This window comes from Ramlibacter lithotrophicus, assembly GCF_012184415.1.
Classification (GTDB): Bacteria; Pseudomonadota; Gammaproteobacteria; order Burkholderiales; family Burkholderiaceae_C; genus Ramlibacter; species Ramlibacter lithotrophicus.
Genome location: NZ_VTOX01000001.1, coordinates 144,435 through 167,775, shown reverse-complemented (window position 1 = coordinate 167,775; position 23,341 = coordinate 144,435). Strand labels below are relative to the sequence as shown.

Below are 23,341 nucleotides of genomic sequence, written 5' to 3'. Positions count from 1 at the left end.
ACAACCGCCATTGTTGCCAAGCCCGCGCCACCGTGCAGCGCCGTGGGCCCGCTCCTTGGAAAATCAAGGGCTTGCGTGAACTGCCGCCTTGCACGCTTGGGCTGTGGCGAGGTATCCTCGCGCGGCAATGAAACAATGGCTCTGCATCCTGCTGCTGGCCGCCGGCGCGGCGGTCCAGGCGGCACCCGAGACGGCGGCGGACGACGACCTGGGGCAGTTCCTCGCCGAGAACCGCGTACTGGCGACGCTCGGCCAGATGAGCCACAGCGTCACCGACCGCGCCTCGGACCTGGTCGTCACGGCCATGGGCTTCCTGGGCGTGCCCTATCGCCGCGGCGGCAGCTCGGTGGACACCGGCTTCGACTGCAGCGGCTTCGTCCAGGCGATGTACCAGTCGACCGTGGGCCTGGTGCTGCCGCGCCGGGCCAACGAGCAGGCCGCCGCGACCGAATCGATCGACCGGAAGGACCTGCAGCCGGGCGACCTGGTGTTCTTCAACACGCTCAAGCGCACCTTCAGCCACGTGGGCATCTACATCGGCGACGGCAAGTTCATCCACTCGCCCAAGCCGGGCGCGCAGGTGCGAGTCGAGGACATGGGCGTGTCGTACTGGAAGCGGCGCTTCGACGGCGCGCGGCGCGTGCTGGCCGGCCAGCCCGCCCAGCCTCCGCAGGGCCAGCACTGAACGTCGCGGTCCGGCCGGCGCCGGACCGGTGCTCACCCCTTTCGAAGGATCTCAGCGCTTGCGCGGCGGCGGCAGGTCGGTGCAGGTGCCGTGCGCCGCCTCGGCGGCCAGCCCGATGCTCTCCCCGAGGGTCGGGTGCGGATGGATCGTCTTGCCGATGTCCACCGCGTCGGCGCCCATCTCGATCGCCAGCGCGATCTCGCCGATCATGTCGCCGGCATGCGTGCCGACGATCCCGCCGCCGACGATCCGGTGCGACTGCGCGTCGAACAGCAGCTTGGTGAAGCCTTCGTCCCGGTTGTTCGCGATGGCCCGCCCGGAGGCGCTCCAGGGGAAATGCCCCTTGGTCACGGCGATCCCCTGCGCCTTGGCCTGGTCCTCGGTGAGGCCCACCCAGGCGATTTCCGGGTCGGTGTAGGCCACGCTCGGAATCACGCGCGCATCGAACGCCGACTTCTGGCCGGCGGCCGCTTCGGCGGCGACGTGCCCTTCGTGCACCGCCTTGTGCGCGAGCATCGGCTGGCCCACGATGTCGCCGATCGCGAAGATGTGCGGCACGTTGGTGCGCATCTGCGTATCCACCGGAATGAATCCGCGATCGCCGACGGCGATCCCGGCCTTCTCCGCGCCGATCAGCTTGCCGTTCGGCGCGCGGCCGACCGCCTGCAGGACGAGGTCGTAGAGCTGCGGCTCCTTCGGCGCCTGCTCGCCCTCGAAGCGCACCAGGATCCCGTCCTTCGTCGCCTCGGCCGCCACGGTCTTCGTCTTCAGCATGATGTTGTCGAAGCGCGGCGCGTTCATCTTCTGCCAGACGCGCACCAGGTCGCGGTCGGCGCCCGGCATCAGGCCGTCCAGCATCTCGACCACGTCGAGCCGCGCGCCCAGCGTGGAATACACCGTTCCCATCTCGAGCCCGATGATCCCGCCGCCGAGGATCAGCATGCGCCTGGGCACCGCCGCCAGCGCCAGCGCGCCGGTGGAGTCGACGACGCGCGGGTCCTTCGGCATGAACGGCAGCCGCACCGCCTGCGAGCCGGCGGCGACGATGCACTGCGCGAAGCGGATGGTCTGCTGCTTGCCGCTCGCCTCCCGCCCGGCGCCACCGGTTTCCCTCACCTGCAGGTGGTGCGGATCGACGAACTCGCCGACGCCGCGCACGACGGTGACCTTGCGCATCTTCGCCATCGCCGCCAGCCCGCCGGTGAGCTTGCCGACGACCTTCTCCTTGTGCGCGCGCAGCTTGGCCAGGTCGACGGCCGGCTTGCCGAAGCTGATGCCCAGCGCCTCGAAGTGGCTGACCTCGTCCATCACGGCGGCGACGTGCAACAGGGCTTTCGACGGAATGCAGCCGACGTTGAGGCACACCCCGCCGAGGGTGGCGTAGCGCTCCACCAGCACGACGTTCATGCCCAGGTCGGCGGCGCGGAACGCGGCGGAGTAGCCGCCGGGCCCGGCGCCGAGCACGAGCATGTCGCACTCGATGTCGGCGCCGCCGGCGTGCGAGGCCGCGGCTGCGGCAGGGGGTGCGTCCGCCCGCACCTTGGAGGGGGCGGCTTCCTCCCTCCCCCTCGAGGGGGAGGGTGAGGGTGGGGGGGAGCCCATTGCGCCCGCAGGGGCCGTGCTCGCCGCTGGTTCCACCAGCGCGAGCACGGATCCCTCGGCCACCTTGTCACCGAGCTTGACCCTGATTTCCTTGACCACGCCGGCATGGCTCGAAGGGATCTCCATCGACGCCTTGTCCGACTCCACGGTGACCAGCGACTGCTCCGCCGCGATCGTGTCGCCGGGCTTGACCAGCAGTTCGATGACGGCCACTTCCTTGAAGTCGCCGATGTCGGGGACCTTGACTTCCACGATGGCCGTCATTTGGCCTCTTTCATCTTGAGCGTGAAGATGTCGGCGGGACCGGCGGAGTTGCGGTCGAATTCGCAGCCGGCGGCGATGCCGGCCTCGGCGACCTCGCGCGCGGTCTTGGCCCTGGCGTAGCTGGCATGCATCGCGCCCAGTGCGAAGCTGCGCCCCGAGCCGATGCCCCAGAACTCCTTGAACTCGAACACCTCGCGGTAGCTGTACAGCCCGTAGATGCCGGTGCCGTTGGCGATGACGACGCTGAACTGGCTCGACTCGTACGGATCGCTGTCCTCCTCCTTGGTCTGCAGGAAGAAGTTGTCCTTGAGGTAGGGATGCAGCTTGGTAAAGGTGTCGAACACCTCGTCCTTGCTGCCCAGCCGCAGCAGCTCGCGCGGCATCGAGCCGATCGCCTTGCGCAGCACCGGGAAGTGCGCGACGGTGCCCGCCATGCCGACGTAGCTCGGGCCGCTGTCGGTCTCCACCTTGAAGATCTTGGTGTTGTCTTCATAGCGGTTGGCGAGCCGCGTGTCGCCAAAGGTCACGAGGGTGTCGGCCGCGATCGCGATCTGCCCTGCTTTCTTCACCACTACAACAGTTGTCATTTTTTCAGAGTGCTCCGCGTGCGCGTTCCTGCTGACCTGCGGCGCTCACAACATCGTGCGCCGGAAGTCCGTCAATATAGCGCCGAGGAAGGCATTGAAACGAGCGGCGGACGCCCCGTCGATCACGCGGTGGTCCCAGGACAGCGACAGCGGCAGCATGAGCCTGGGCTGGAACTGCTGGCCGTCCCACACCGGTTCGGTCCTGCTGCGGCAGACGCCCAGGATCGCGACTTCCGGCGCGTTGATGATCGGCGTGAAGTAGCGCCCGCCGATGCCGCCCAATGACGAGATGGTGAAGGTGGCGCCCGTCATCTCCGCCGGGCCGAGCTTGCCGGCGCGCGCCTTGGCCGACAGGTCGGCGAGTTCCTGGCTGATCTGCAGGATGCCCTTGCTGTCCGCGTCCTTGAGCACCGGCACCATCAGGCCGTTGGGCGTATCGGCGGCGAAACCGATATGCCAGTAGCGCTTGAGCACCAGCTGCTCGCCGTCGAGCGACGCGTTGAAGTTGGGAAACTTCTTCAGCGCCGCCACGCAGGCCTTGATCAGGAACGCGAGCATCGTGACCTTGACGCCCGCCTTCTCGTTTTCCTTGTTCAGCTGGACGCGGAACGCCTCCAGCTCGGTGATGTCGGCGTCGTCGTGGTTGGTGACGTGCGGGATCATCACCCAGTTGCGGTGCAGGTTGGCCGCGGCGATCCTGCGGATGCGGCCGAGGTCGGTGCGCTCGACCGGGCCGAACTTCTCGAAGTCGACCTGCGGCCACGGCAGCAGGCCCAGAGCTTCGCCGCCGCCGGTGGCCTTGGCCCCGGCGCCGGACTTCAGGCTGACTTCGCCCTTCATCACGGCCTTGGTGAACGCCTGCACGTCCTCCTGCGTGATGCGGCCCTTGGGTCCGCTGCCCTTGACCTGGTCCAGCGGCACGCCGAGTTCGCGGGCGAACCGGCGCACCGACGGCGATGCGTGCGACAGCGGGCCCGACGGCGCGCCCGGCTCATGCGGCGGCAGCGCCGCCGTGGGCAGGGTGCGCGGCACGGCACGCGAGGATTCGGGCACCGCCTCGGCCAGGGCCGTCGCGGGTGGCGGCGCCACGGCAGAGGCCGGCGCCTTCGGCGCAGCGGCCGCGCCGGCGCCTTCGAGCACGGCGACGAGATCGCCGACGTTCAGCTTGTCGCCCAGCTTCACCTTCAGTTCGCGCACGACGCCGGCGGCCGGCGACGGAATCTCCATCGAGGCCTTGTCGGATTCCACGGTGATCAGCGACTGCTCCGGCTTCACGGTGTCACCGGCCTTGACCAGCAGCTCGATCACCGCGACGTTCTTGAAATCGCCGATGTCCGGGACCCGCACTTCGACCGGGCCGCTCTCCCCCGCGCCTCCCGCGGCTCGCGCGGGAGCCGGGGCAGCTGCCTGGGGTGCTGCGGCCACCCGCTCGTCCCGCTGCGCAGCGGCCTGCGGCGCGGGCTGGGGCGGGGCGCTCGCGGCGTCGCTGCTCTCCACCAGGGCCAGCACCGCCCCTTCGGACAGCTTGTCGCCGAGCTTCACCTTCAGCTCCTTGACCACGCCGGCATGCGACGACGGAATCTCCATCGACGCCTTGTCCGACTCCACGGTGACCAGCGACTGCTCCGCCTTGACGGTCTGGCCGGGCTGCACCAGCAACTCGATGACGGCCACGTCCTTGAAGTCCCCGATGTCGGGGACCTTCACCTCGATCAATGCCATGTTTCTTCTTCTCCGGCCTGGGGCGTCAAGCGTACAGCGGATTGACGCGGTCGCTGTCGATGCCGTACCTGGCGATCGCCTCGGCCACCTTGGCCGCGGGCACCGTGCCTTGCTCGCTGAGGGCCTTGAGCGCGGCCACCACGATGTAGTGGCGGTTCACCTCGAAGTGCTCGCGCAGCCGGCTGCGGAAGTCGCTGCGGCCGAAGCCGTCGGTGCCCAGCACCTTGTAGCGGCGGCCGGCTGGGATGAAGGGACGGATCTGCTCGGGATACGACTTGATGTAGTCGGTGGAGGCGATCACCGGACCGGCATGGCCCTCGAGCTGCTGCGCCACGAACGGCACCCGCGGCGCCTGCGTCGGGTGCAGCAGGTTCCAGCGCTCGGCGTCCTGTCCGTCGCGCGCCAGCTCGGTGAAGCTGGGGCAGCTCCAGACGTCGGCGGCGACGCCCCAGTCCGTCTCCAGCAGTTGCTGCGCCGCGATCGACTCGCGCAGGATGGTGCCGCTGCCCAGCAGCTGGACCCGGGTCTTCAGCTTGGGCCCTTCCTTGCACAGGTACATACCCTTGATGATCTGCTCCTCGGTGCCCGGCTTGAGGCCCGGCATCGCGTAGTTCTCGTTGAGCAGTGTCACATAGTAGAAGACGTTGTCCTGCCGCTCGACCATGCTCTTGAGGCCGTGGTGCAGGATCACGCCGACTTCGTGGGCGAAGGTCGGGTCGTAGCTGATGCAGTTGGGAATGGTGCTCGCCAGCACGTGGCTGTGCCCGTCCTCGTGCTGCAGGCCTTCGCCGTTGAGCGTGGTGCGGCCGGAGGTGCCGCCCAGGATGAAGCCCCGCGCCTGCATGTCGCCCGCCGCCCAGGCGAGGTCCCCGAAACGCTGGAAGCCGAACATCGAGTAGTAGATGTAGAACGGCACCATGATGCGGTTGCTGGTGCTGTAGCTCGTGGCCGCCGCGATCCAGCTGGCCATGCCACCGGCCTCGTTGATGCCCTCCTGCAGGATCTGGCCCTGCTGGTCTTCCTTGTAGTAGGACACCTGGTCGCGGTCCTGCGGCGTGTACTTCTGCCCTTCCGGGTTGTAGATGCCGATTTGCCGGAACAGCCCTTCCATGCCGAAGGTGCGGGCCTCGTCGACCAGGATCGGCACCGCGCGCGGGCCGAGCTCCTTGTCGCGCAGCAGCGTGGAGAGGAAGCGCACGTAGGCCTGCGTGGTGCTGATCTCGCGGCCCTCGGCCGTCGGGTCCAGCACCGCCTTGAACGCCTCCAGCGGCGGGACCTTCAGGTGTTCGTCGGCGCGGGTGCGGCGCTTGGGCAGGTAACCGCCCAGCGACTGGCGCCGCTCGTGCAGGTACTTCATCTCCGGCGTGTGCTCCTCCGGCCGGTAGAACGGCACTTCGGCGAGCTTGTCGTCGGGAATCGGGATGTTGAAGCGGTCGCGGAAGGTCCTGATGTCCTCGTCGCTCATCTTCTTGGCCTGGTGGGCGATGTTCTTGCCCTCGCCCGCGCGCCCCATCCCGAAGCCCTTCACGGTCTTGACCAGCAGCACCGACGGCTGGCCCTTCGTGTTCACGGCGCGGTGGTAGGCCGCGTAGACCTTCTGCGGATCGTGGCCGCCGCGCTGCAGGCGCCAGATGTCCTCGTCGCTCATGTTGGCGACCATCTCGAGCGTCTTCGGATGGCGGCCGAAGAAGTTCTTGCGCACGTAGGCGCCGTCGTTGGCCTTCATCGCCTGGTAGTCGCCGTCCAGGGTCTGCATCATGATCTGGCGCAGGATGCCGTCCTTGTCGCGGGCCAGCAGCGGGTCCCAGTAACTGCCCCAGATCAGCTTGATCACGTTCCAGCCGGCGCCGCGGAACGTGCCTTCCAGCTCCTGGATGATCTTGCCGTTGCCGCGCACCGGGCCGTCCAGCCGCTGCAGGTTGCAGTTCACGACGAAGATCAGGTTGTCCAGCTTCTCGCGCGCGGCCACGCCGATCGCGCCCAGGCTCTCGACCTCGTCCATCTCGCCGTCGCCGCAGAACACCCACACCTTGCGGTTCTCGGTATTCGCGATGCCGCGCGCGTGCAGGTACTTGAGGAACCGCGCCTGGTAGATCGCCATCAGGGGGCCCAGGCCCATCGAGACGGTGGGGAACTGCCAGAACTCGGGCATCAGCTTCGGGTGCGGATAGCTCGACAGGCCCTTGCCGCCGACCTCCTGCCGGAAGTTGAGCAGCTGCTCCTCGGTCAGCCGCCCTTCCATGAAGGCGCGAGCGTAGATGCCGGGAGCGCTGTGGCCCTGGATGTAGAGGCAGTCGCCGCCGTGCTGCTCGCTCTCGCCGTGCCAGAAATGGTTGAACCCGGCGCCGAACATGGTGGCCACCGAAGCGAACGAGCTGATGTGGCCGCCGAGGTCGCCGCCATCCTCCGGGTGCAGGCGGTTGGCCTTGACCACCATCGCCATCGCGTTCCAGCGCATGTAGGCACGCAGCCGCTCCTCGATTTCGAGGTTGCCGGGGCAACGCTCCTCGTCATCGGCATCGATCGTGTTGACATACGCCGTGGTGGCCGAGAACGGCATGTCGACACCATGCTGCCGCGCCTGGTCCAGGAGCTGTTCGAGCAGGAAGTGGCCGCGCTCGCGGCCCCCCGCTTCGATGACTGCGGCGAGGGCGTCGAGCCACTCGCGCGTTTCCTGCGCATCCGAGTCGTTGGCCGCCGGGCCGAAGAGGTTGTCGGGCTGTGCTGACATAGGGAAACCTGTCTCCTGGGTGTCGCTAATTTAGTACGGTGCTGCCGCGAGCGCGGGAGTGTCTCACAGTTTGCGTCATTTTCAAATAGTGCCTATACATTTCACATTGTGGTTTCGACCGGGGTGAACGCATGCACGCCGTCATGGTCGAACACCGAGCCGCGTCTCCGCCCCATCCCGCCTGCTGCCCTGCCCCTACACTCTGAGCTTCATGCAAGACCCCGTTTCCGCCCACGAGCCGCCGCACGACGCGGGCGCGCCCACCGGCTGGTGGCGCCGCTGGTGGGGCAGCCAGACCCCCGGTCGCCAGGACCGCTTCGCCATGCTGGCCCCGGTCGCGGCGGTGCTCCTGTTCCTGGCCGCCATCGTCTCCGCATTCTGGTACCTGCGGCTCGAGGAGATGGACCGCGAGCACGAAGCCGTGCGGCGCGACGTCGAATACGCGCAGCAGCGGGTACGGCTGCGGCTGCTGGAGCGGCAGGAACAGTTGATGCGCGTGGCGCACGACATTTCCAACCAGCAGCTGGAGCGCGACGAGTTCGTCAGCCGCATCGAGGCGATGGTGATCCAGTACCCGGAGCTGCAGGCGGTCGCCTGGATCGACGACCGCCGCCGCATCCGCGCCAGCTATGCGGCGCCCAGCGTGGCGGCGGGCCAGCTGCGCCCGGCCGGCGGCGTGTTGCGCGGCGGCGAAACCGAGAGCATCTACACCCTCGCGCGCGACCTGCAGCAGCCGGTCTACTCGCAGCCGGCCGCGGGCGCCGACGGCAGCGGCCTGCTGCAGCTGCACATCCCGCTGTCCAACCAGCAAGGCAAGTTCGCCGGCGTGGTGCTCGGCGAGTACTCGATCGATGCCATCCTGCGCTACGCGGTGCCGGCAGAGGTGTCGGCCAAGTACGCCGTGGCCCTCCTCGACGGCAAGAACCGGATCATCGCCGGGAACTCGGTGCCGCCGCGCAAGGGACCGAGCCAGCTGCTGCCGTGGGCGGCCCAGCCGAACGAATACGAGGTGCCGGTCTCCCCGGTCGGCAACGGCCTGATCATCCGCGCGCAGGCCTATCGCACGTCGCTGGGCGTCATCGGAAGCGGCCTGTTCTGGCTGGTCGGCGCCTTGAGCGCGATGACCGCCTGGATGCTGATCGGCAACTGGCGCCACACGCGCCGCCGCATGCAGGCCCAGCGCGCCCTCGTGGCCGAGACCAACTTCCGGCGGGCGATGGAGAACTCCATGCTCACCGGCATGCGGGCCCTGGACATGCAGGGCCGCATCACCTACGTCAACGCCGCCTTCTGCCAGATGACCGGCTGGAGCGAGGGCGAACTGGTTGGGCGCACCCCGCCCTTTCCGTACTGGCCCGACGAGGACCGCGAGCAGCTGATGGCGCGGCTGGACGACGAGCTGCACGGGCGCACCGTCGCCGGCGGCTTCCAGGTGCGCGTCAAGCGCAAGGACGGCAGCCTGTTCGACGCCCGCCTGTACCTGTCGCCGCTGATCGATGCCAAGGGCCAGCAGACCGGCTGGATGACGTCGATGACCGACATCACCGAGCCGAACCGCATCCGCGAACAGCTCTCCGCGTCCTACGAGCGCTTCACCACGGTGCTGGAGGCACTGGACGCCTCGGTGTCGGTGGCGCCGCTGGGCAGCGAGGAGCTGCTGTTCGCCAACAAGTTGTACCGCCTCTGGTTCGGGGTCCAGACGGCCGGCCACCTGCAGATGGTGGCGCAGGCCGGTGTGCCGGAGCAGCCGCGCCTGGACGAGTCGCTGGACGCGGTCGACTCCTTCGTCGGCCTGCCCACCGGAACGCTGACCGCCGCGCGATCGGAGAACGCGGAGATCTTCGTGCCCGAGCTGGGCAAGTGGCTGGAAGTGCGTTCGCGCTACCTCAACTGGGTCGACGGGCGGCTCGCGCAGATGGTGATCGCCACCGACATCACGCCGCGCCGCCATGCCGAGGAACAAGCCGCCGCCCAGGCCGAGCGCGCGCAATCGTCCAGCCGCCTGATCACCATGGGCGAGATGGCGTCGTCGGTCGCGCATGAACTGAACCAGCCGCTGACCGCGATCAACAACTACTGCAACGGCCTGGTGTCGCGCATCAGGAAGCAGCAGATCAACGAGGAGGACCTGCTCGCGGCGCTGGAGAAGACCGCGCGCCAGGCGCAGCGCGCCGGCCAGATCATCCAGCGCATCCGCTCCTTCGTGAAGCGCAGCGAGCCGAACCGAACGCTCTCGGACGTGGCGACCCTGGTGTCGGAGGCGGTCGAACTGGCCGAGATCGAACTGCGCCGGCGCAACGTGCGTCTGTCGCACTACGTCGCCGCGCGCCTGCCCAAGCTGATGGTCGATCCGATCCTGATCGAGCAGGTGCTGGTGAACCTCCTGCGCAACGCGGCCGAGTCGATCGAGCACGCCCGCCGCCCCGCCTCCAGGCGCAGCGTCGAACTGCGCGTGATCCCGAAGGACATCGACGGCCAGCCGGTGATCGAGTTCTCCGTGCTCGACTCGGGGCAGGGCCTCGCGCCGGAAGTGATGGAGCGCCTGTACGAGGCGTTCTTCACCACCAAGCCCGAAGGCATGGGCATCGGCCTGAACCTGTGCCGCAGCATCGTGGAGTCGCACCAGGGGCGGATGCAGGCCGAGAACATCTACAATGGGACCGACGTGGCCGGCTGCCGTTTCTCCTTCTGGATTCCCCTGGCCGGCGCGCCAGATGCCTTGGAAAACAAGAATGCCGGCGTGGCGGTGTGACCCGGGAACGGGCGCCCGGCCCAAGGGTCCGGTGCGTAGCGCGGAGGTTACCGAATGAGTTTGATTCCGAAGAAGGGCACCGTGTACGTCGTCGACGACGACGAGGCCGTGCGCGACTCGCTGCAGTGGCTGCTCGAGGGCAAGGACTACCGCGTGCGCTGCTTCGACTCCGCGGAGTCGTTCCTCTCCCGCTACGACCCGCGCGAGGTGGCCTGCCTGATCGTCGACATCCGCATGGGCGGCATGACCGGGCTCGAACTGCAGGACCGCCTCCTGGAGCGCAAGTCCCCCCTGCCGATCGTGTTCATCACCGGGCACGGCGACGTGCCGATGGCCGTGAACACGATGAAGAAGGGCGCGATGGATTTCATCCAGAAGCCGTTCAAGGAAGACGAACTGGTCAGCCTGGTCGAGCGGATGCTGGAACACGCCAAGGGCGCGTTCGCCGAATACCAGAGCGCCGCCAGCCGCGACGCGCTGCTGTCCAAGCTCACCTCGCGCGAAGCGCAGGTGCTCGAACGCATCGTCGCCGGCCGCCTGAACAAGCAGATCGCCGATGACCTGGGCATCAGCATCAAGACGGTGGAGGCGCACCGCGCCAACATCATGGAAAAGCTCAACGCCAACACGGTCGCCGACCTGCTGAAGATCGCGCTGGGCCAGAACGCGCCGAAATCCTGAACCGGACATCCGTACGCAAAGGCCGCAGAGGTTGCGCAGAAGCCGCAGAAAAGAAATCATTGAATTCTTCTGCGGCCTCTGCGTTACTTTTGCGGCCTCTGCGTTCGGCTGTTGAATTGAATCTCCCATGACAGCCCAACTCATCGACGGCAACGCGCTTGCCAAATCCATCCGTGCCGAAGTCGCGCAGCGCGCGCAGGCGCTCAAGGCGCGGGGCGTCACGCCCGGCCTCGCGGTGATCCTGGTCGGCGAGGACCCGGCCAGCCAGGTGTACGTGAAGCACAAGGTCACGGACAGCCAGGAAGCCGGCCTGCACTCGGTGCTGGAGCGCCACCCGGCCGACATGACCGAAGCGGCGCTGCTCGATCGCATCCGCGCCCTCAACGCCGACCCGGCCATCCACGGCATCCTGGTGCAGCTGCCGCTGCCGAAGCACATGAACGCCGCGAAGGTGATCGAGACCATCTCGCCGGCCAAGGACGTCGACGGCTTCCACGTGGCGAGCGCCGGCGCGCTGATGATCGGCCAGCCGGGCTTCGTGCCGTGCACGCCGTACGGCTGCATGAAGATGCTCGAATCCATCGGCTACGACCTGCGCGGCAAGAACGCGGTGGTCATCGGGCGCAGCAACATCGTCGGCAAGCCGATGGCCATGCTGCTGCTGCAGAAGAACGCCACCGTGACCGTTTGCCACAGCGCGACTGCGGACCTCGCCGCGCACACGCGGCAGGCCGACGTCGTCGTCGCGGCCGTCGGCAAGCGCAACGTCCTGACGGCGGACATGGTCAAGCCGGGCGCCGTGGTGATCGACGTCGGCATGAACCGCAATGACGAAGGCAAGCTCTGCGGCGACGTCGATTTCGCCGGCGTGCGCGAGGTCGCCGGCTGGATCACGCCGGTACCCGGCGGCGTCGGGCCGATGACCCGCGCCATGCTGCTGGTCAATACGATGGAAGCGGCGGAGCGGGCGGCGCGCTAAGAGTCAACAGCCGGACGCGGAAAGCCGCAGAGGTTCCGCAGAAGCCGCAAAAGAAATCCAAAATTCAATTTGATTTTTCTTGCGGCTTCTGTGTACTTTGGTGGCTTCTGCGTTCGGCTGTTGGGTTTCCCTTGTGCGCTCCAGCGGGTCGCCGCGCGCTGACGCAAAATCAGCGGGATGACCAGCAGCAATCCCCTCCTCGATTTCACCGACCTCCCCCGCTTCGACGAAGTCCGGCCCGAACACGTGGCGCCGGCGGTCGACGAATTGCTCGCGCAGGCGGACCAGGCACTGGCCACCGTCACCGCGGCCGGCTTCCCCAGCCGCTGGGCCGACATCGCGAAGGTGCTGGAGACCGCGACCGAGCGGCTCGGCCGCGCCTGGGGCGTGGTGAGCCACCTCAACGGCGTGGCCGACACGCCGGAGCTGCGCGCCGCCTACAACGCAGTGCTGCCCAAGGTCACCGACTTCTGGACCCGGCTGGGATCGGACGAACGCCTGTTCGCGAAGTACAAGGCGATCGATCCCGCCACCCTCACGGCGGAGCAGCGCCAGGCGCACAAGAACGCGATCCGCAATTTCGTGCTCGGCGGCGCCGAGCTCGCCGGCCAGGCCAAGGAGCGCTTCGCGGCAATTCAGGAGCGGCAGGCGGAGCTGAGCCAGAAATTCAGCGAGAACGCCCTCGACGCCACCGACGCCTTCGCCTACTACGCCCGCGCGGACGAACTGGACGGGGTGCCGCCGGACGTGGTCCAGGCGGCTCGGGCGGCTGCGGAGGCGGAAGGCAGGGAAGGCTTCAAGCTCACGCTCAAGATGCCGAGCTACCTGCCGGTGATGCAGTTCGCCCACAGCGGCGCCTTGCGCGAGCGCATGTACCGCGCGTATGTGACGCGCGCGAGCGACCAGGGCGATCCGAAGTTCGACAACACGGCCCTCATGCGCGAGATCCTGGCGCTGCGGCGGGAGGAAGCGCGCCTGCTGGGATACGCCAACTTCGGCGAGGTCTCGGTCGTGCCGAAGATGGCGGACTCGCCGCAGCAGGTCGTCACGTTCCTGCGCGACCTGGCGCGTCGCGCGCGGCCGTATGCGGAGAAGGATGTCGCGGACATGCGGGCGTTCGCCGCCGCCCGGCTCGGCATCGCGGATCCGCAGGCCTGGGACTGGTCGTACATCGGTGAGAAGCTGAAGGAGGAGCGCTATGCCTTCAGCGAGCAGGAGGTCAAGCAGTACTTCACGGCACCCAAGGTGCTGGCCGGCCTGTTCAAGATCGTCGAGACGCTGTTCGAGGTGGGGATCCGCCGCGACAGCGCCCCGGCGTGGAACCCGACTGTGGAGTTCTACAGAATAGAGAGGTCGCACCCGGAGCGTGCGGGCGAACGCGACGGCCGGCTGGTCGGCCAGTTCTACCTCGACGCGGCCGCCCGCACCGGCAAGCGCGGCGGCGCCTGGATGGACGACGTGCGCGCGCGCTGGTTGCGGCCGGACACCGGCGCGCTGCAGACGCCCGTGGCGCACCTGGTGTGCAACTTCGCCGAAGGCGTGGACGGCAAGCCGCCGCTGCTGATGCACGACGACGTCATCACCCTCTTCCACGAGTTCGGGCACGGACTGCACCACATGCTCACGCACGTGGACGAGCTCGACGTGTCCGGCATCAGCGGCGTGGAATGGGACGCCGTGGAACTGCCCAGCCAGTTCATGGAGAACTTCTGCTGGGAATGGAGCGTGCTGCGGCACATGACGGCCCACGTCGACACCGGCGCGCCCCTGCCGCGCGAGCTGTTCGACAAGATGCTCGCCGCCAAGAACTTCCAGAGCGGGCTGGCGACCTTGCGGCAGATCGAGTTCGGCCTGTTCGACATGTTGCTGCACACGCAGCACGATCCGGCGCAGGACTTCATGCCGCTGCTGCAACAGGTGCGGGCCGAGGTCGCCGTGCTGCAGCCGCCGCCCTTCAGCCGCACCGCGCACACCTTCAGTCACATCTTCTCCGGTGGCTACGCGGCCGGCTACTACAGCTACAAGTGGGCCGAGGTACTCAGCGCCGACGCGTATGCCGCCTTCGAGGAAACCATGGGTTCCGACGGCTTGCCAAGTCGCGAAACCGGGCGAAAATACCGGCAGGCCATCCTCGAGGCGGGCGGCAGCCGGCCCGCGATCGAATCCTTCAAGGCATTCCGCGGGCGCGAGCCCACGCTCGACGCCTTGCTGCGGCACCAGGGCATGGCCTGAACAAGGACGGAGTCACAGATGTACGTTGCGCGGCCTCTCGTTGTCCTGGGCCTGGGTGCCATGGTGTTCATGGCCGCCGCGGCCTGGTCGCCTGACGCGTCCTCACAACAGATCTACCGGATCGTCACGCCCGACGGACGGGTGACGTTTTCGGACCGCCCGCCAGCCGATGCGGCCGCGAAGGCGGGCTCCGCGCCGGTCACGCCGCCGGGCGGCACGGCCGGCAGCGACATGGCCAGCCTCCCCTTCGAGCTGCGCCAGGCCGCCGCGGCGTATCCGGTGACCCTCTACACCGGACCGGAATGCCCGCCCTGCCAGTCCGCCCGCGCCATGCTGACGACGCGCGGCATCCCGTTCACCGAGAAGACGGTCACCAGCAACGAGGACATCGAGGCGCTGCGGCGCCTGGCCGGCTCGCCCACGCTGCCGGTCGCCACCATCGGCGGCCAGCAGCTCAGGGGCTATTCGGAGCAGGAATGGGCGCAGTACCTGGATGCCGCCGGCTATCCGCAAACGTCGCAATTGCCGTCCGGCTTCCGGCGCACGCCGGCCGCGCCGATGGTCGCCGTGACGCCGGCCAAGCCGGCTTCGGCGCCGCAGCCGGCCACCGCGAGCGCCCAGCCGGCGCCGCCGCCGCCGCTGCCGCCGACCACGCCGTACAACGGCGGCATCCGGTTCTGATCAGAACGAGAGCGTCCTGACGCCGCCGGCGGTGCCGAGCAGGCACACGGCCGCCTTCTGGAACGCGAACACGCCAACCGTGACGACGCCCGGCCACTGGTTCACCTCGCGCTCGAAGCCGAGGGGATCGGTGATCTCCAGGCCCGCCACGTCCAGGATGTGCTGCCCGTTGTCGGTCACGAGGGGGACGCCGTCGATCAGGCGGACAGCGGCGGTGCCGCCCAGCGCCGCGAACTGGCGCACGATGCGCTGCGTCGCCATCGGGATCACCTCCACCGGCACCGGATAGCGCCCCAGCACCGGCACCAGCTTGCTCTCGTCGGCGATGCACACGAAGCGCCGGCTCTGCGCCGCGACGATCTTCTCGCGCGTGAGTGCCGCGCCGCCCCCCTTGATCATGAAGCCCTTGCCGTCGATCTCGTCCGCCCCGTCGACGTAGACGCCGATCTCGCCGACCTCGTTCGCGTCGAAGACGCGGACGCCCAGCGCCTCCAGGCGCGCCGTCGAGGCGTTGGAGCTCGAGACGGCGCCAGCGATGCGGTCCTTCATCGCCGCCAGGGCGTCGATGAACTTGTTGACGGTCGATCCGGTGCCCACGCCGATGATTTCGCCGGGCACCACGTACTGCAATGCCGCCTGCCCCACCAGCCCTTTGAGTTCGTCCTGCGTCACGCGACAATCCCTGGTTCGTTGATCCCCTGATTATCCATGTCGCTGCTGCCTTACGCGCTCGCCCGCGCCCTGCTGTTCCGGCTCGACCCCGAGCGCGCCCACGAGCTGACCATGGAGTCGCTCGCCCGCTCGCAAGGCACGCCGCTCGAATGGGCCTACCGCAACGGCCTGGTGGAGGACCCGGTCACGCTCGCCGGCCTGCGTTTTCCCAACCGCGTCGGGCTGGCCGCCGGCCTGGACAAGAACGCGCGCTGCATCGACGGCCTGGGCGCGATGGGCTTCGGTTTCGTGGAAGTCGGCACGGTGACTCCCAGGCCGCAGCCAGGCAACCCCAGGCCGCGGCTGTTCCGGCTGCCACAGGCCCGCGCGCTGATCAACCGGCTCGGCTTCAACAACGACGGCCTGGACGCGTTCGTCGCCAACGTGAAGCGGTCGTCATTCCGGCAGCGCGGCCGCATCCTCGGCCTGAACATCGGCAAGAACGCGGCAACGCCGATCGAGAACGCCACCAGCGACTACCTGGCCTGCCTGGACGGCGTGTACCCGCACGCCGACTACGTCACGGTCAACATCTCCAGCCCCAACACCAGCAACCTGCGCTCGCTGCAAAGCGACGCGGCGCTCGACGCGCTGCTGGGCGCGATCGCGCAGCGGCGTTCGCGGCTCGCGCTGCAGCACGGACGCGAGGTGCCGGTCTTTGTCAAGATCGCGCCGGACCTCGACGAAGCGCAGGTGGGGGTGATCGCCGCCACGCTCCAGCGGCACGGCATGGACGGCGTGATCGCGACCAACACGACCATCAGCCGGGAGGCCGTGCAGGGTCTGCCGCACGCCCAGGAGACGGGCGGCCTGAGCGGCGCCCCCGTGTTCGAGTCGAGCAACCGGGTGATCGCGCAGCTGCGCGCGGCCCTCGGCAGCGGCTTCCCGATCATCGGCGTCGGCGGGATCATGAGCGCCGCAGACGCGGTGGCCAAGATGCGCGCCGGCGCCGACCTGGTGCAGGTCTACACCGGCCTCATCTACCGCGGTCCGGCGCTGGTGGGTGAGATTGCCAGCGCGTTGAAGGCGATGCCGCGCACCAAGACCAGATAAGCGTCTCCCATCTTGCCTGGCACGCCGCGCATTCTCGCCACCCAAGGCGGAGCGCCACCAGGGCGTGCGGCACGCCCTGCGTCGCAGTCTCAGAACGCGTAACTGCCCGCCACCTTCAACACCCCGCCGCGCCCCGGCGCCGGCTCGAAGAAGCGGCCGTTGCCTTCGTTCACGATCACCGAGCCCGCGTACCGCCGGTCGAAGACGTTGTCGATGCGCGCCGTGGCGGCGAGGTCCCAGCCGCGCACGTTGAAGCCGTAGCCGCCATGCAGGGCCAGCGTGGTGTACGAAGGCGCGGCGTCCGTGTTGGCGTCGTTGACGGGAACGGCGCCGGAACGGCGCAGTTCCGCGCCGCCGCGCCAGCCCCGCGCCGGCTGCCAGGCCACTTCGAGCGCCAACATCGAGCGGGCCGTGCCGGGGATGCGATTGCCCGCCGGAATCACCAGCGGCGTGCAAGGCACGCCGCTGCAACTCGTGAAGGCCTCGCGGTATTGCGCGTCGAGCCAGGTCTGCGCCAGTTGCACCTGCCAGCCGGCGTCGGTGGCCGCGCTCCACGCGAGCTCGACGCCGCGCCGCCGGGTCGTGCCCGCGTTCTGGAACGAGCTGCGCCCGCCGCTGTTGGTGCGGGTGACGATCTCGCCGCGCGTTCCCACCTGGAACAACGCCGCCGTCCATTGGCTGCGCCAGTCTCCGGCCAGCGCCGTGCGTCCCTTGACCCCGAGCTCCAGGTTGCGGCTGCGCGATGGCTGCAGCGCGAAGTTCATCCCCGCGCTGCCGTCGGGCCGGTAGGCGAGTTCGTTGAAGGTCGGCGTCTCGAAGCCGCGGCCCCAGGCGCCGTACACATTCAGTTGCGGCGACCACGCGTACATGAGGCCGGCGACCGGCAGCGTGGCGCGATAGCGCAGGTTGCCGCTGTCGTCGCGGTTGACGCCCGCGATGTAACGGTCCTGCGACTCGAAGCTCACGCTGCTGTGGCGCACGCCGGCCGTCAGGCTCCAGCGCGGGCGAAACTTCCACACCGCCTGCAGGTACGGGTCGAGATTGGAGACACGGTTCTCCTCGTCGCGGCGCAAGGCGCCCTGCACGCCGATGACGCCGCCCACGAAGTTCTGCCAGCCGCGCCGCTGCTCCTGCAGGTGGTCGTACGAAAGGCCGGCGACCACTTCGAGGGGCGCGGAACCGAGCGTCGACTGCGCCGTCCAGCGCAGATCCGTGCCGGCATAGCGGCGCTCGAGGTCGATCACGCCCCCGGGATGCAACGCGTTGGCCTGTGGCCCCACCGGGATCGACTGGAACTGCGCCGTGTCGCGCTGGCCCGCGTACACCATCAGGCGCAGTTGCTGGCCGCCGCCGAGGCGGTGCTCGTGGATCGCTCCCAGCTGGTCCTGACGCACGGTCTTGCGGGTGTTGAACGACAGCGCCGCCGGATCGACGCCGCGCGGATCGGACTCGAACTGCGAGCGTGACAGGCCCAGCGGATCGTCGGCGCGCAGCTTCACGGTGTTGGCCACCAGCGTCCAGTCGCGGCCCTCGCCGGCGTCGAGATCCAGCCGCGCATTGCCCAGGTTGCGCTCGGCCGCGCTGTGCTCGCGCCAGCCGTCGGTGCTGAAGCGGTTGGCGCTGAGCGAATAGCGCAGCGCGCCGGCCGCGCCGCTCGCGCGCACCCCCGGCCGCACCAGCCCTTCGCTCCCCACCGCGAGGCTGGGAGTGACGGTCGGCCGCCCCGAGCCCGGCTCGGTGAAGACCTGCAGCACGCCGCCCGAGGAGTTGCCGTAGAGAACCGAGAACGGTCCGCGCAGCACTTCGATCCGGCCCGCGGACGCGAGGTCGAAATGCGAGAGCTGTCCCTGGCCGTCCGGCATCGTGGCCGGGATGCCGTCGACATACAGCCGCACGCCGCGCACGCCGAAGGACGAGCGGGCGCCGAACCCGCGGATCGACAGCTGCAGGTCCTGGGCGTAGTTCTGGCGGTCGCGGGCCACGATCCCGGGCACCGGTCCAAGACCTTCGGAGAGGTTGATCTCGGGCCGGCCCGCGGCCCTCAGCCGTTCGCCGTCGATCACGTCGACCGACGCGGGCACGTCGAACGGTGAGGCTTCGCTGCGGGTGGCGGTGACGGTGACCTGGGGCAGCACCTGCGCCAGCGCGCCGGCTGCGGCGCCGGCCAGCAAGCCAGCGAAGATCGTCTTCATGTGGTGGCTCCCTCGAGCAACGAGGTGACGTGTTCAGCGATCGCAAGCGCACTGGTGAGGCCCGGCGATTCGATGCCGAACAGGTTCACCAGGCCACCGACGCCGTGCAACGGCGGACCGTCGACGCGGAAGTCGGGCGCCTTCTCGCCGGGGCCGTAGATCTTCGGCCGCACGCCGCTGTAGCTCGGCTGCAGCGCCCCGTCGGGCAGGCCCGGCCAGTAGCGGCGCACCTCCGCGTAGAAGCCGTCGGCGCGCCGCGGATCGACGGTGTAGTCAATGTCCTTCGGCCGGCGCGCCTGGAGCCACTCCAGGTCGGGCCCGAACTTCGCCTGCCCGCCCAGGTCCAGGGTGAGGTGCACGCCGAGCCAGGCATCCGCCGGCGCCGGGTAGATCAGGTGCGTGAACGGCGCGCGGCCGCCCAGCGAGTAGTAATTGCCCTTGGCGAAGTGCTCCTGCGGAATGAACCGCGCGTCGAGCCCGTCGAACCGCCGCGCCAGCGCGCAGGCATGCAGCGAAGCCGAGTTCACGACTTCGCGCGCCGCGACCTCGCTGCCGTCTGCCATGCGCACGACGTGGGGCGCGCCGCCGCTGCCCAGCACGACCGCATCGACGGCCGACCCGAGGGCGACCATGCCGCCGGCGCGTTCGAGATCGCCTTGCAGCGCCAGCATGAAGCCGTGGCTGTCGACGATGCCGGTGGTCGGGGACAGCAGCGCCGCGACGCAGTGCAGCGCCGGCTCGAGGGCCTTCGCCTGCCCGGCATCCAGCCATTGCACCGGCACGCCGTTGGCGTCCGCGCGGGCCTGGATGGTGAGCAGCGCCGCCGCCTCGGCGTCGGTGGTGGCGACCACCAGCTTGCCGCAGCGGCGGTGCTCGACGCCGTGGCTGGCGCACAGCGCATAGAGCAACTCCTTGCCGCGCACGCACAGCCGCGCCTTGAGCGAACCCGTCGGGTAGTAGAGGCCGGCGTGGATCACCTCGCTGTTGCGCGAACTCACGCCCTGGCCGATGGCCGGCTCGGCCTCGACCACGATGGTTTCACGGCCGCTGGCGGCCAGGGCCCGGCCCACGGCAAGGCCGACGGCACCGGCCCCGATCACGATGCTGTCGACCTGGTCCATCAGCGGCTCGCCTCCATGCAGGGGCGCCTGGGGAAACGATGACCGGTGCCAGGGAGGAAAGTACTGCGAAGCGTCATGCCCGAATTGTCGCCGCAGAAACGCGGACGGCGCCCGAGGCGCCGGCGAGCGGTGACGTGGAGGACACCGGATGCGCCTGCGTCAGGCGCATCCGGCTGCTCACAGGAACGGCTGCGCGCGTTCCAGGAGTTCGGCGAGGCCCGGCTCGTTGGGGTCGCGCGGCTTGCCGGGGTGGATGACGGACACCTGGCAGTTCTCCGCTGCCTGCACGAGGTCCGCGTAGCTGCCAGCGCTGATGTCCTTGATGTAGGCCTGCTGGTTGTCGTTGTACGCGAACATCTTGCCGTTCAGCTGCGTGCATTCGTTGCAGGTCGAGCAGCGCTCGGTTTCGATGTAGGCCTCGTCCGGATTGCGGGCGGGCTCCTCCACCACCGGTGCCGCGGCGGCTGCCGGGGCGGCGGCGGCCGGGGTCGCCGCGGCAGGCGCGGCCGGCGGCGCGGACTGGGCGGCCTGCCCCTGCACCTGCTCGCGCAGGCGCTGTTCCCAGGCCTTCTGCTCGCGGGCCAGCAGCCGTTGCGCGTGCGAGTTGTTGATGCCGCCGAGCTCCTGCAGGCTGTGCCACATCTGCCGGCAGCGGTCCGCCTGGCGGATCAGGCTCTGGTCGACGATCACCTTCTGCAGGCGGTTCCCCGCGTCCACCATCAGCACGCTCGGGATCTTGTCCGGCAAGCCACGGCCCTCGCGCGCCAGCGACTCGTCGACCCGGATCATGCTGCCGTTCCAGCGTTCGCGCGGCACGCGGGCCAGATGCCCGGCATAGCGGCGGTCGCCCGCCAGGAAGTCGACGAGCGTGAACGGCACCTCCTGCGCGACACGCTGGTGTTCCTCGTCCTCGTAGGCGAAGCCCTGCACCGGCCAGTCCTGTTCCACCTGGGTGTTGGCCTGCAGGCAGAAGCGGTCGGCCCAGCCGGCGCCAGCCGCGGGATCGTACGAGAACGCCGGGAACGCGCGCGATTCCATCGCGGCGGCGGCCATCAGGTACGGCGGCAGGCCGGAGTCCCGGGCGGCGGCGCCGGAGAAGACGCTGAACAGGGCCGGGCCGCGGTAGGCGAGCCCGCGCGCCACCCGCTCGCGGAACTTGAACAGGTTGGAGCTGGCCGACTGCAGCACGTACACGTCGTTCAGGCCCATCGCCTGCGTGGCGATCTGGCTGCTGCGCAGTCCGGCGGCGAAACCGCCTTCGCCCGCGCCGTCCTCGTGCAGGTCGTCGACCTGCAGCAGCACCTTGATCGGCCAGCCGCACGCCAGCGCCTCCATCAGGCGCCCGTGCTCCTGCGCGCCCAGCTTGCCGCCCACGCAGACCAGGTAGTCGGGGAACGGCGCGAGCTCCCGCGCGTCCAGCCCGGTGGCGCCGTAGCCGTCGAACATCGCGTCGTGGCGCTCGGGGTTGTATTCCCCTTCGATCTCGAGCTCGGCAACGACCAGCGCCTTGGCCAGTTCGACCAGCCGCGGCAGCCGCTCGCGATACGCTTTCAGCGCGTCGGCGCAGCTGTCGAACGCGAACTCGTACGGCTTGCCGGCCGCGCCCGCGGTGGCGACGAAGCGCTGCTTCTTCAGCACGTCGAGCAGCCCGGTGATGCGTGCCCGCCGGGCGTCGGGCATGCCTTCCTTCGGCTGCACCTTGCCCAGGAAACCGGCCATCGCCTCGAAGTCGAACATGCTCCCGTGTGCGGCGCCGACGGAGGCCTGCAGCCGCGCGGCCGTCAGGCCCTGGGCCGAACGCTCGTAGTCGCTGCGCAGGATGTCGGCGAGCTTGAACGCCAGGCGTTCGATGCGTTCGCGGAACCGCGCCGCCTTCGCCTCCTGCGCGACGCTCCACAGGTGGCGCAGCATGCGCGCCGGCAGGCGGCCGTCGCAATCGGCGAGTTCGCCATCGGCCTTGATGGCTGCGCGCAGCCGCCCGGCGCTGTCGACGAACGCCGGGTCGAGCTTGGGCGTCAGGCGCGAGACGGCCAGGTCCCAGACGATGGACAGCGTGCCCTCGGTCGCACCGCCGGCGAGCACCGCGCGGATCTCCTGCTCGATGCGCAGTCCGTGCTGGCGGATGCGATCGGCGTCGGCGCCCTTGGCCGCGGCGGCGAGTGCCTGGTCCACGAGGCCCGACAGCGACTCGACGCCCTTGGGCGCGAGCACGACCGGATAGTCGTAGCGCAGCGGGATCAGGTCCCGGTAGCCCGCGAACAGCGCCGGCCGGAGGTCCAGGCCCTCCACGGCGTCGAGGAATTCGCCGGGGCGCCTGCCGGTCAGGAAAAAGGCAACCTGGGCTTGGGTATCGGCTTGCATGGTGTCCACTCTTGCGGTCATTGCGCGGCGTTCTCGGGCCAGACGGTGTACTTGTCGAGCTCGGCGTTCAGGCCGGCGCGCACGAAGGACGGCGTCACCAGCTTGGTCGAGCGGCGCAGGTCCTCGTAGCAAGGCACCTCGGGATTGCGGTACAGGATGCCGACCGGGATCACGTCCTGCTGGCTGGCGATCTCGCGGGCGCGGTCGATGTTGATGGGGTCGTGCGCCACCTGGTTCTTGTAGAGCTTCAGCGTCCCGGCGCTGGGCTGCAGACCGTCGGCGTGGGTCAGCACCTGCACCTTGGCGGGATCGTTCATCCACGGGTCCAGCGCCTGGGGCAGCCACTCGGGGCAGCGCTGGATGATGCGCACGAACGACAGCCCACGGTGGTGGTACGCCGCCTTCACGATGTCGTACAGCATGTCGGGCGCCCAGTCGACCGCCTGCGCCACGAACGAGACGTTCTGCACGCCCAGCGTCACCGTGAGCGGATTCAGCGCCTCCAGATAGCTCCCGCGCGGCGTCGTGTTGCTCTTGGTGCCGATCGGCGACGTGGGCGATGCCTGCTTCTTCGTCAACCCGTAGATCTGGTTGTCGTGCAGGAACACCGTGAGGTTCATGTTGTAGCGGATCGCGTGGATCCAGTGCGCGGCGCCGATGCTGCAGCAGTCGCCGTCGCCGGTGTTGACGAACACCGTGAGGTCGGGACGGGACATCTTGACGCCCTCGGCCACCGGCAGCGCACGGCCGTGGATGCCGTGGAAGCCGTAGGTGGCCATGTAGTGCGGGAAGCGGCTCGAGCAGCCGATGCCGGAGACGAACACCGTCTTCTCCGGGCGCAGGCTCTCGTCGCGGCACAGCCGCTGCACGGCCGCCAGGATGGCGTTGTCGCCGCAGCCGGTGCACCAGCGCGGCACGCCGGCCTTGTAGTCCTCCAGCTCGAAGTGCTCATCGCACAGCTGCAGCAGGCATTCGGTAGGGCTCATC

General features: G+C 69.1%; 16 protein-coding genes. 7 read left to right on the top strand and 9 right to left on the bottom strand.

Features of this window, described 5'->3' with window-relative positions; translation table 11 throughout:
- Window positions 1-127: 127 nt before the first annotated feature.
- On the top strand, window positions 128-685 hold the full coding sequence (locus tag RAMLITH_RS00770) for a C40 family peptidase (protein WP_168105437.1): 558 nt from the start codon (window positions 128-130) through the stop codon (window positions 683-685).
- 51 nt (window positions 686-736) lie between these two features.
- Here RAMLITH_RS00770 and lpdA read toward each other — a convergent pair whose 3' ends face one another.
- The 4 genes from lpdA to aceE are packed head-to-tail and all read right to left on the bottom strand — an operon-like array spanning window position 737 to window position 7,591.
- Window positions 737-2,551, bottom strand: coding sequence for a dihydrolipoyl dehydrogenase (gene lpdA, locus RAMLITH_RS00765; RefSeq protein ID WP_168105436.1), 1,815 nt, complete (start codon window positions 2,549-2,551; stop codon window positions 737-739).
- Window positions 2,548-3,138 (bottom strand): Ntn hydrolase family protein, encoded by a 591-nt coding sequence (locus tag RAMLITH_RS00760; protein ID WP_168105435.1) that lies wholly within the window; start codon window positions 3,136-3,138, stop codon window positions 2,548-2,550. Before RAMLITH_RS00760 ends, lpdA begins: the two co-directional genes overlap by 4 nt.
- Before the next feature lie 45 nt (window positions 3,139-3,183).
- Entirely contained in the window at window positions 3,184-4,860 is a 1,677-nt protein-coding gene (aceF, locus tag RAMLITH_RS00755; RefSeq protein WP_168105434.1) for a dihydrolipoyllysine-residue acetyltransferase, read from the bottom strand.
- 25 nt (window positions 4,861-4,885) lie between these two features.
- Complete coding sequence (gene aceE, locus RAMLITH_RS00750) at window positions 4,886-7,591, bottom strand: pyruvate dehydrogenase (acetyl-transferring), homodimeric type (protein ID WP_168105433.1); 2,706 nt, start codon at window positions 7,589-7,591, stop codon at window positions 4,886-4,888.
- A gap of 211 nt (window positions 7,592-7,802) precedes the next feature.
- Between aceE and RAMLITH_RS00745 the strand changes: the two genes are divergently transcribed.
- The 5 genes from RAMLITH_RS00745 to RAMLITH_RS00725 all read left to right on the top strand — a co-directional run bounded on the left by RAMLITH_RS00745 (window position 7,803) and on the right by RAMLITH_RS00725 (window position 14,916).
- The gene (locus RAMLITH_RS00745) at window positions 7,803-10,343 is read left to right on the top strand and encodes a PAS domain S-box protein (RefSeq protein ID WP_168105432.1); all 2,541 of its coding nucleotides are present in this window, start codon (window positions 7,803-7,805) and stop codon (window positions 10,341-10,343) included.
- Between the two features lie 54 nt (window positions 10,344-10,397).
- Entirely contained in the window at window positions 10,398-11,024 is a 627-nt protein-coding gene (locus RAMLITH_RS00740; protein ID WP_168105431.1) for a response regulator transcription factor, read from the top strand.
- A 127-nt stretch (window positions 11,025-11,151) separates the two neighbouring features.
- Window positions 11,152-12,003 (top strand): bifunctional methylenetetrahydrofolate dehydrogenase/methenyltetrahydrofolate cyclohydrolase FolD, encoded by an 852-nt coding sequence (gene folD / locus RAMLITH_RS00735; RefSeq protein ID WP_168105430.1) that lies wholly within the window; start codon window positions 11,152-11,154, stop codon window positions 12,001-12,003.
- 177 nt (window positions 12,004-12,180) lie between these two features.
- A complete protein-coding gene (locus tag RAMLITH_RS00730) occupies window positions 12,181-14,235 on the top strand; it encodes a M3 family metallopeptidase (protein ID WP_168105429.1) in 2,055 nt (684 codons plus the stop codon).
- 18 nt (window positions 14,236-14,253) lie between these two features.
- A complete protein-coding gene (locus RAMLITH_RS00725) occupies window positions 14,254-14,916 on the top strand; it encodes a glutaredoxin domain-containing protein (protein WP_337786083.1) in 663 nt (220 codons plus the stop codon).
- Here the strand turns inward: RAMLITH_RS00725 and rpiA are convergent, their stop codons facing one another.
- On the bottom strand, window positions 14,917-15,588 hold the full coding sequence (rpiA, locus tag RAMLITH_RS00720; RefSeq protein WP_168105428.1) for a ribose-5-phosphate isomerase RpiA: 672 nt from the start codon (window positions 15,586-15,588) through the stop codon (window positions 14,917-14,919).
- 36 nt (window positions 15,589-15,624) lie between these two features.
- On the opposite strand from rpiA, the gene RAMLITH_RS00715 reads away from it, so the two are divergent.
- A complete protein-coding gene (locus tag RAMLITH_RS00715; RefSeq protein WP_168105427.1) occupies window positions 15,625-16,680 on the top strand; it encodes a quinone-dependent dihydroorotate dehydrogenase in 1,056 nt (351 codons plus the stop codon).
- Window positions 16,681-16,769: 89 nt separating this feature from the next.
- On the opposite strand, the gene RAMLITH_RS00710 is transcribed toward RAMLITH_RS00715, so the two are convergent.
- The 4 genes from RAMLITH_RS00710 to RAMLITH_RS00695 all read right to left on the bottom strand — a co-directional run bounded on the left by RAMLITH_RS00710 (window position 16,770) and on the right by RAMLITH_RS00695 (window position 23,340).
- Entirely contained in the window at window positions 16,770-18,872 is a 2,103-nt protein-coding gene (locus RAMLITH_RS00710) for a TonB-dependent receptor family protein (protein WP_168105426.1), read from the bottom strand.
- Entirely contained in the window at window positions 18,869-19,993 is a 1,125-nt protein-coding gene (locus RAMLITH_RS00705; protein ID WP_181017728.1) for an NAD(P)/FAD-dependent oxidoreductase, read from the bottom strand. The genes RAMLITH_RS00710 and RAMLITH_RS00705 overlap by 4 nt, the downstream gene beginning before the upstream one ends.
- Before the next feature lie 177 nt (window positions 19,994-20,170).
- Window positions 20,171-22,354: a hypothetical protein gene (locus RAMLITH_RS00700; protein ID WP_168105425.1), complete on the bottom strand. Its 2,184-nt coding sequence runs from the start codon at window positions 22,352-22,354 to the stop codon at window positions 20,171-20,173.
- A gap of 17 nt (window positions 22,355-22,371) precedes the next feature.
- Window positions 22,372-23,340, bottom strand: a complete 969-nt coding sequence (locus tag RAMLITH_RS00695; protein WP_168105424.1) for a thiamine pyrophosphate-dependent enzyme — start codon at window positions 23,338-23,340, stop codon at window positions 22,372-22,374.
- Window position 23,341 lies beyond the last annotated feature (1 nt).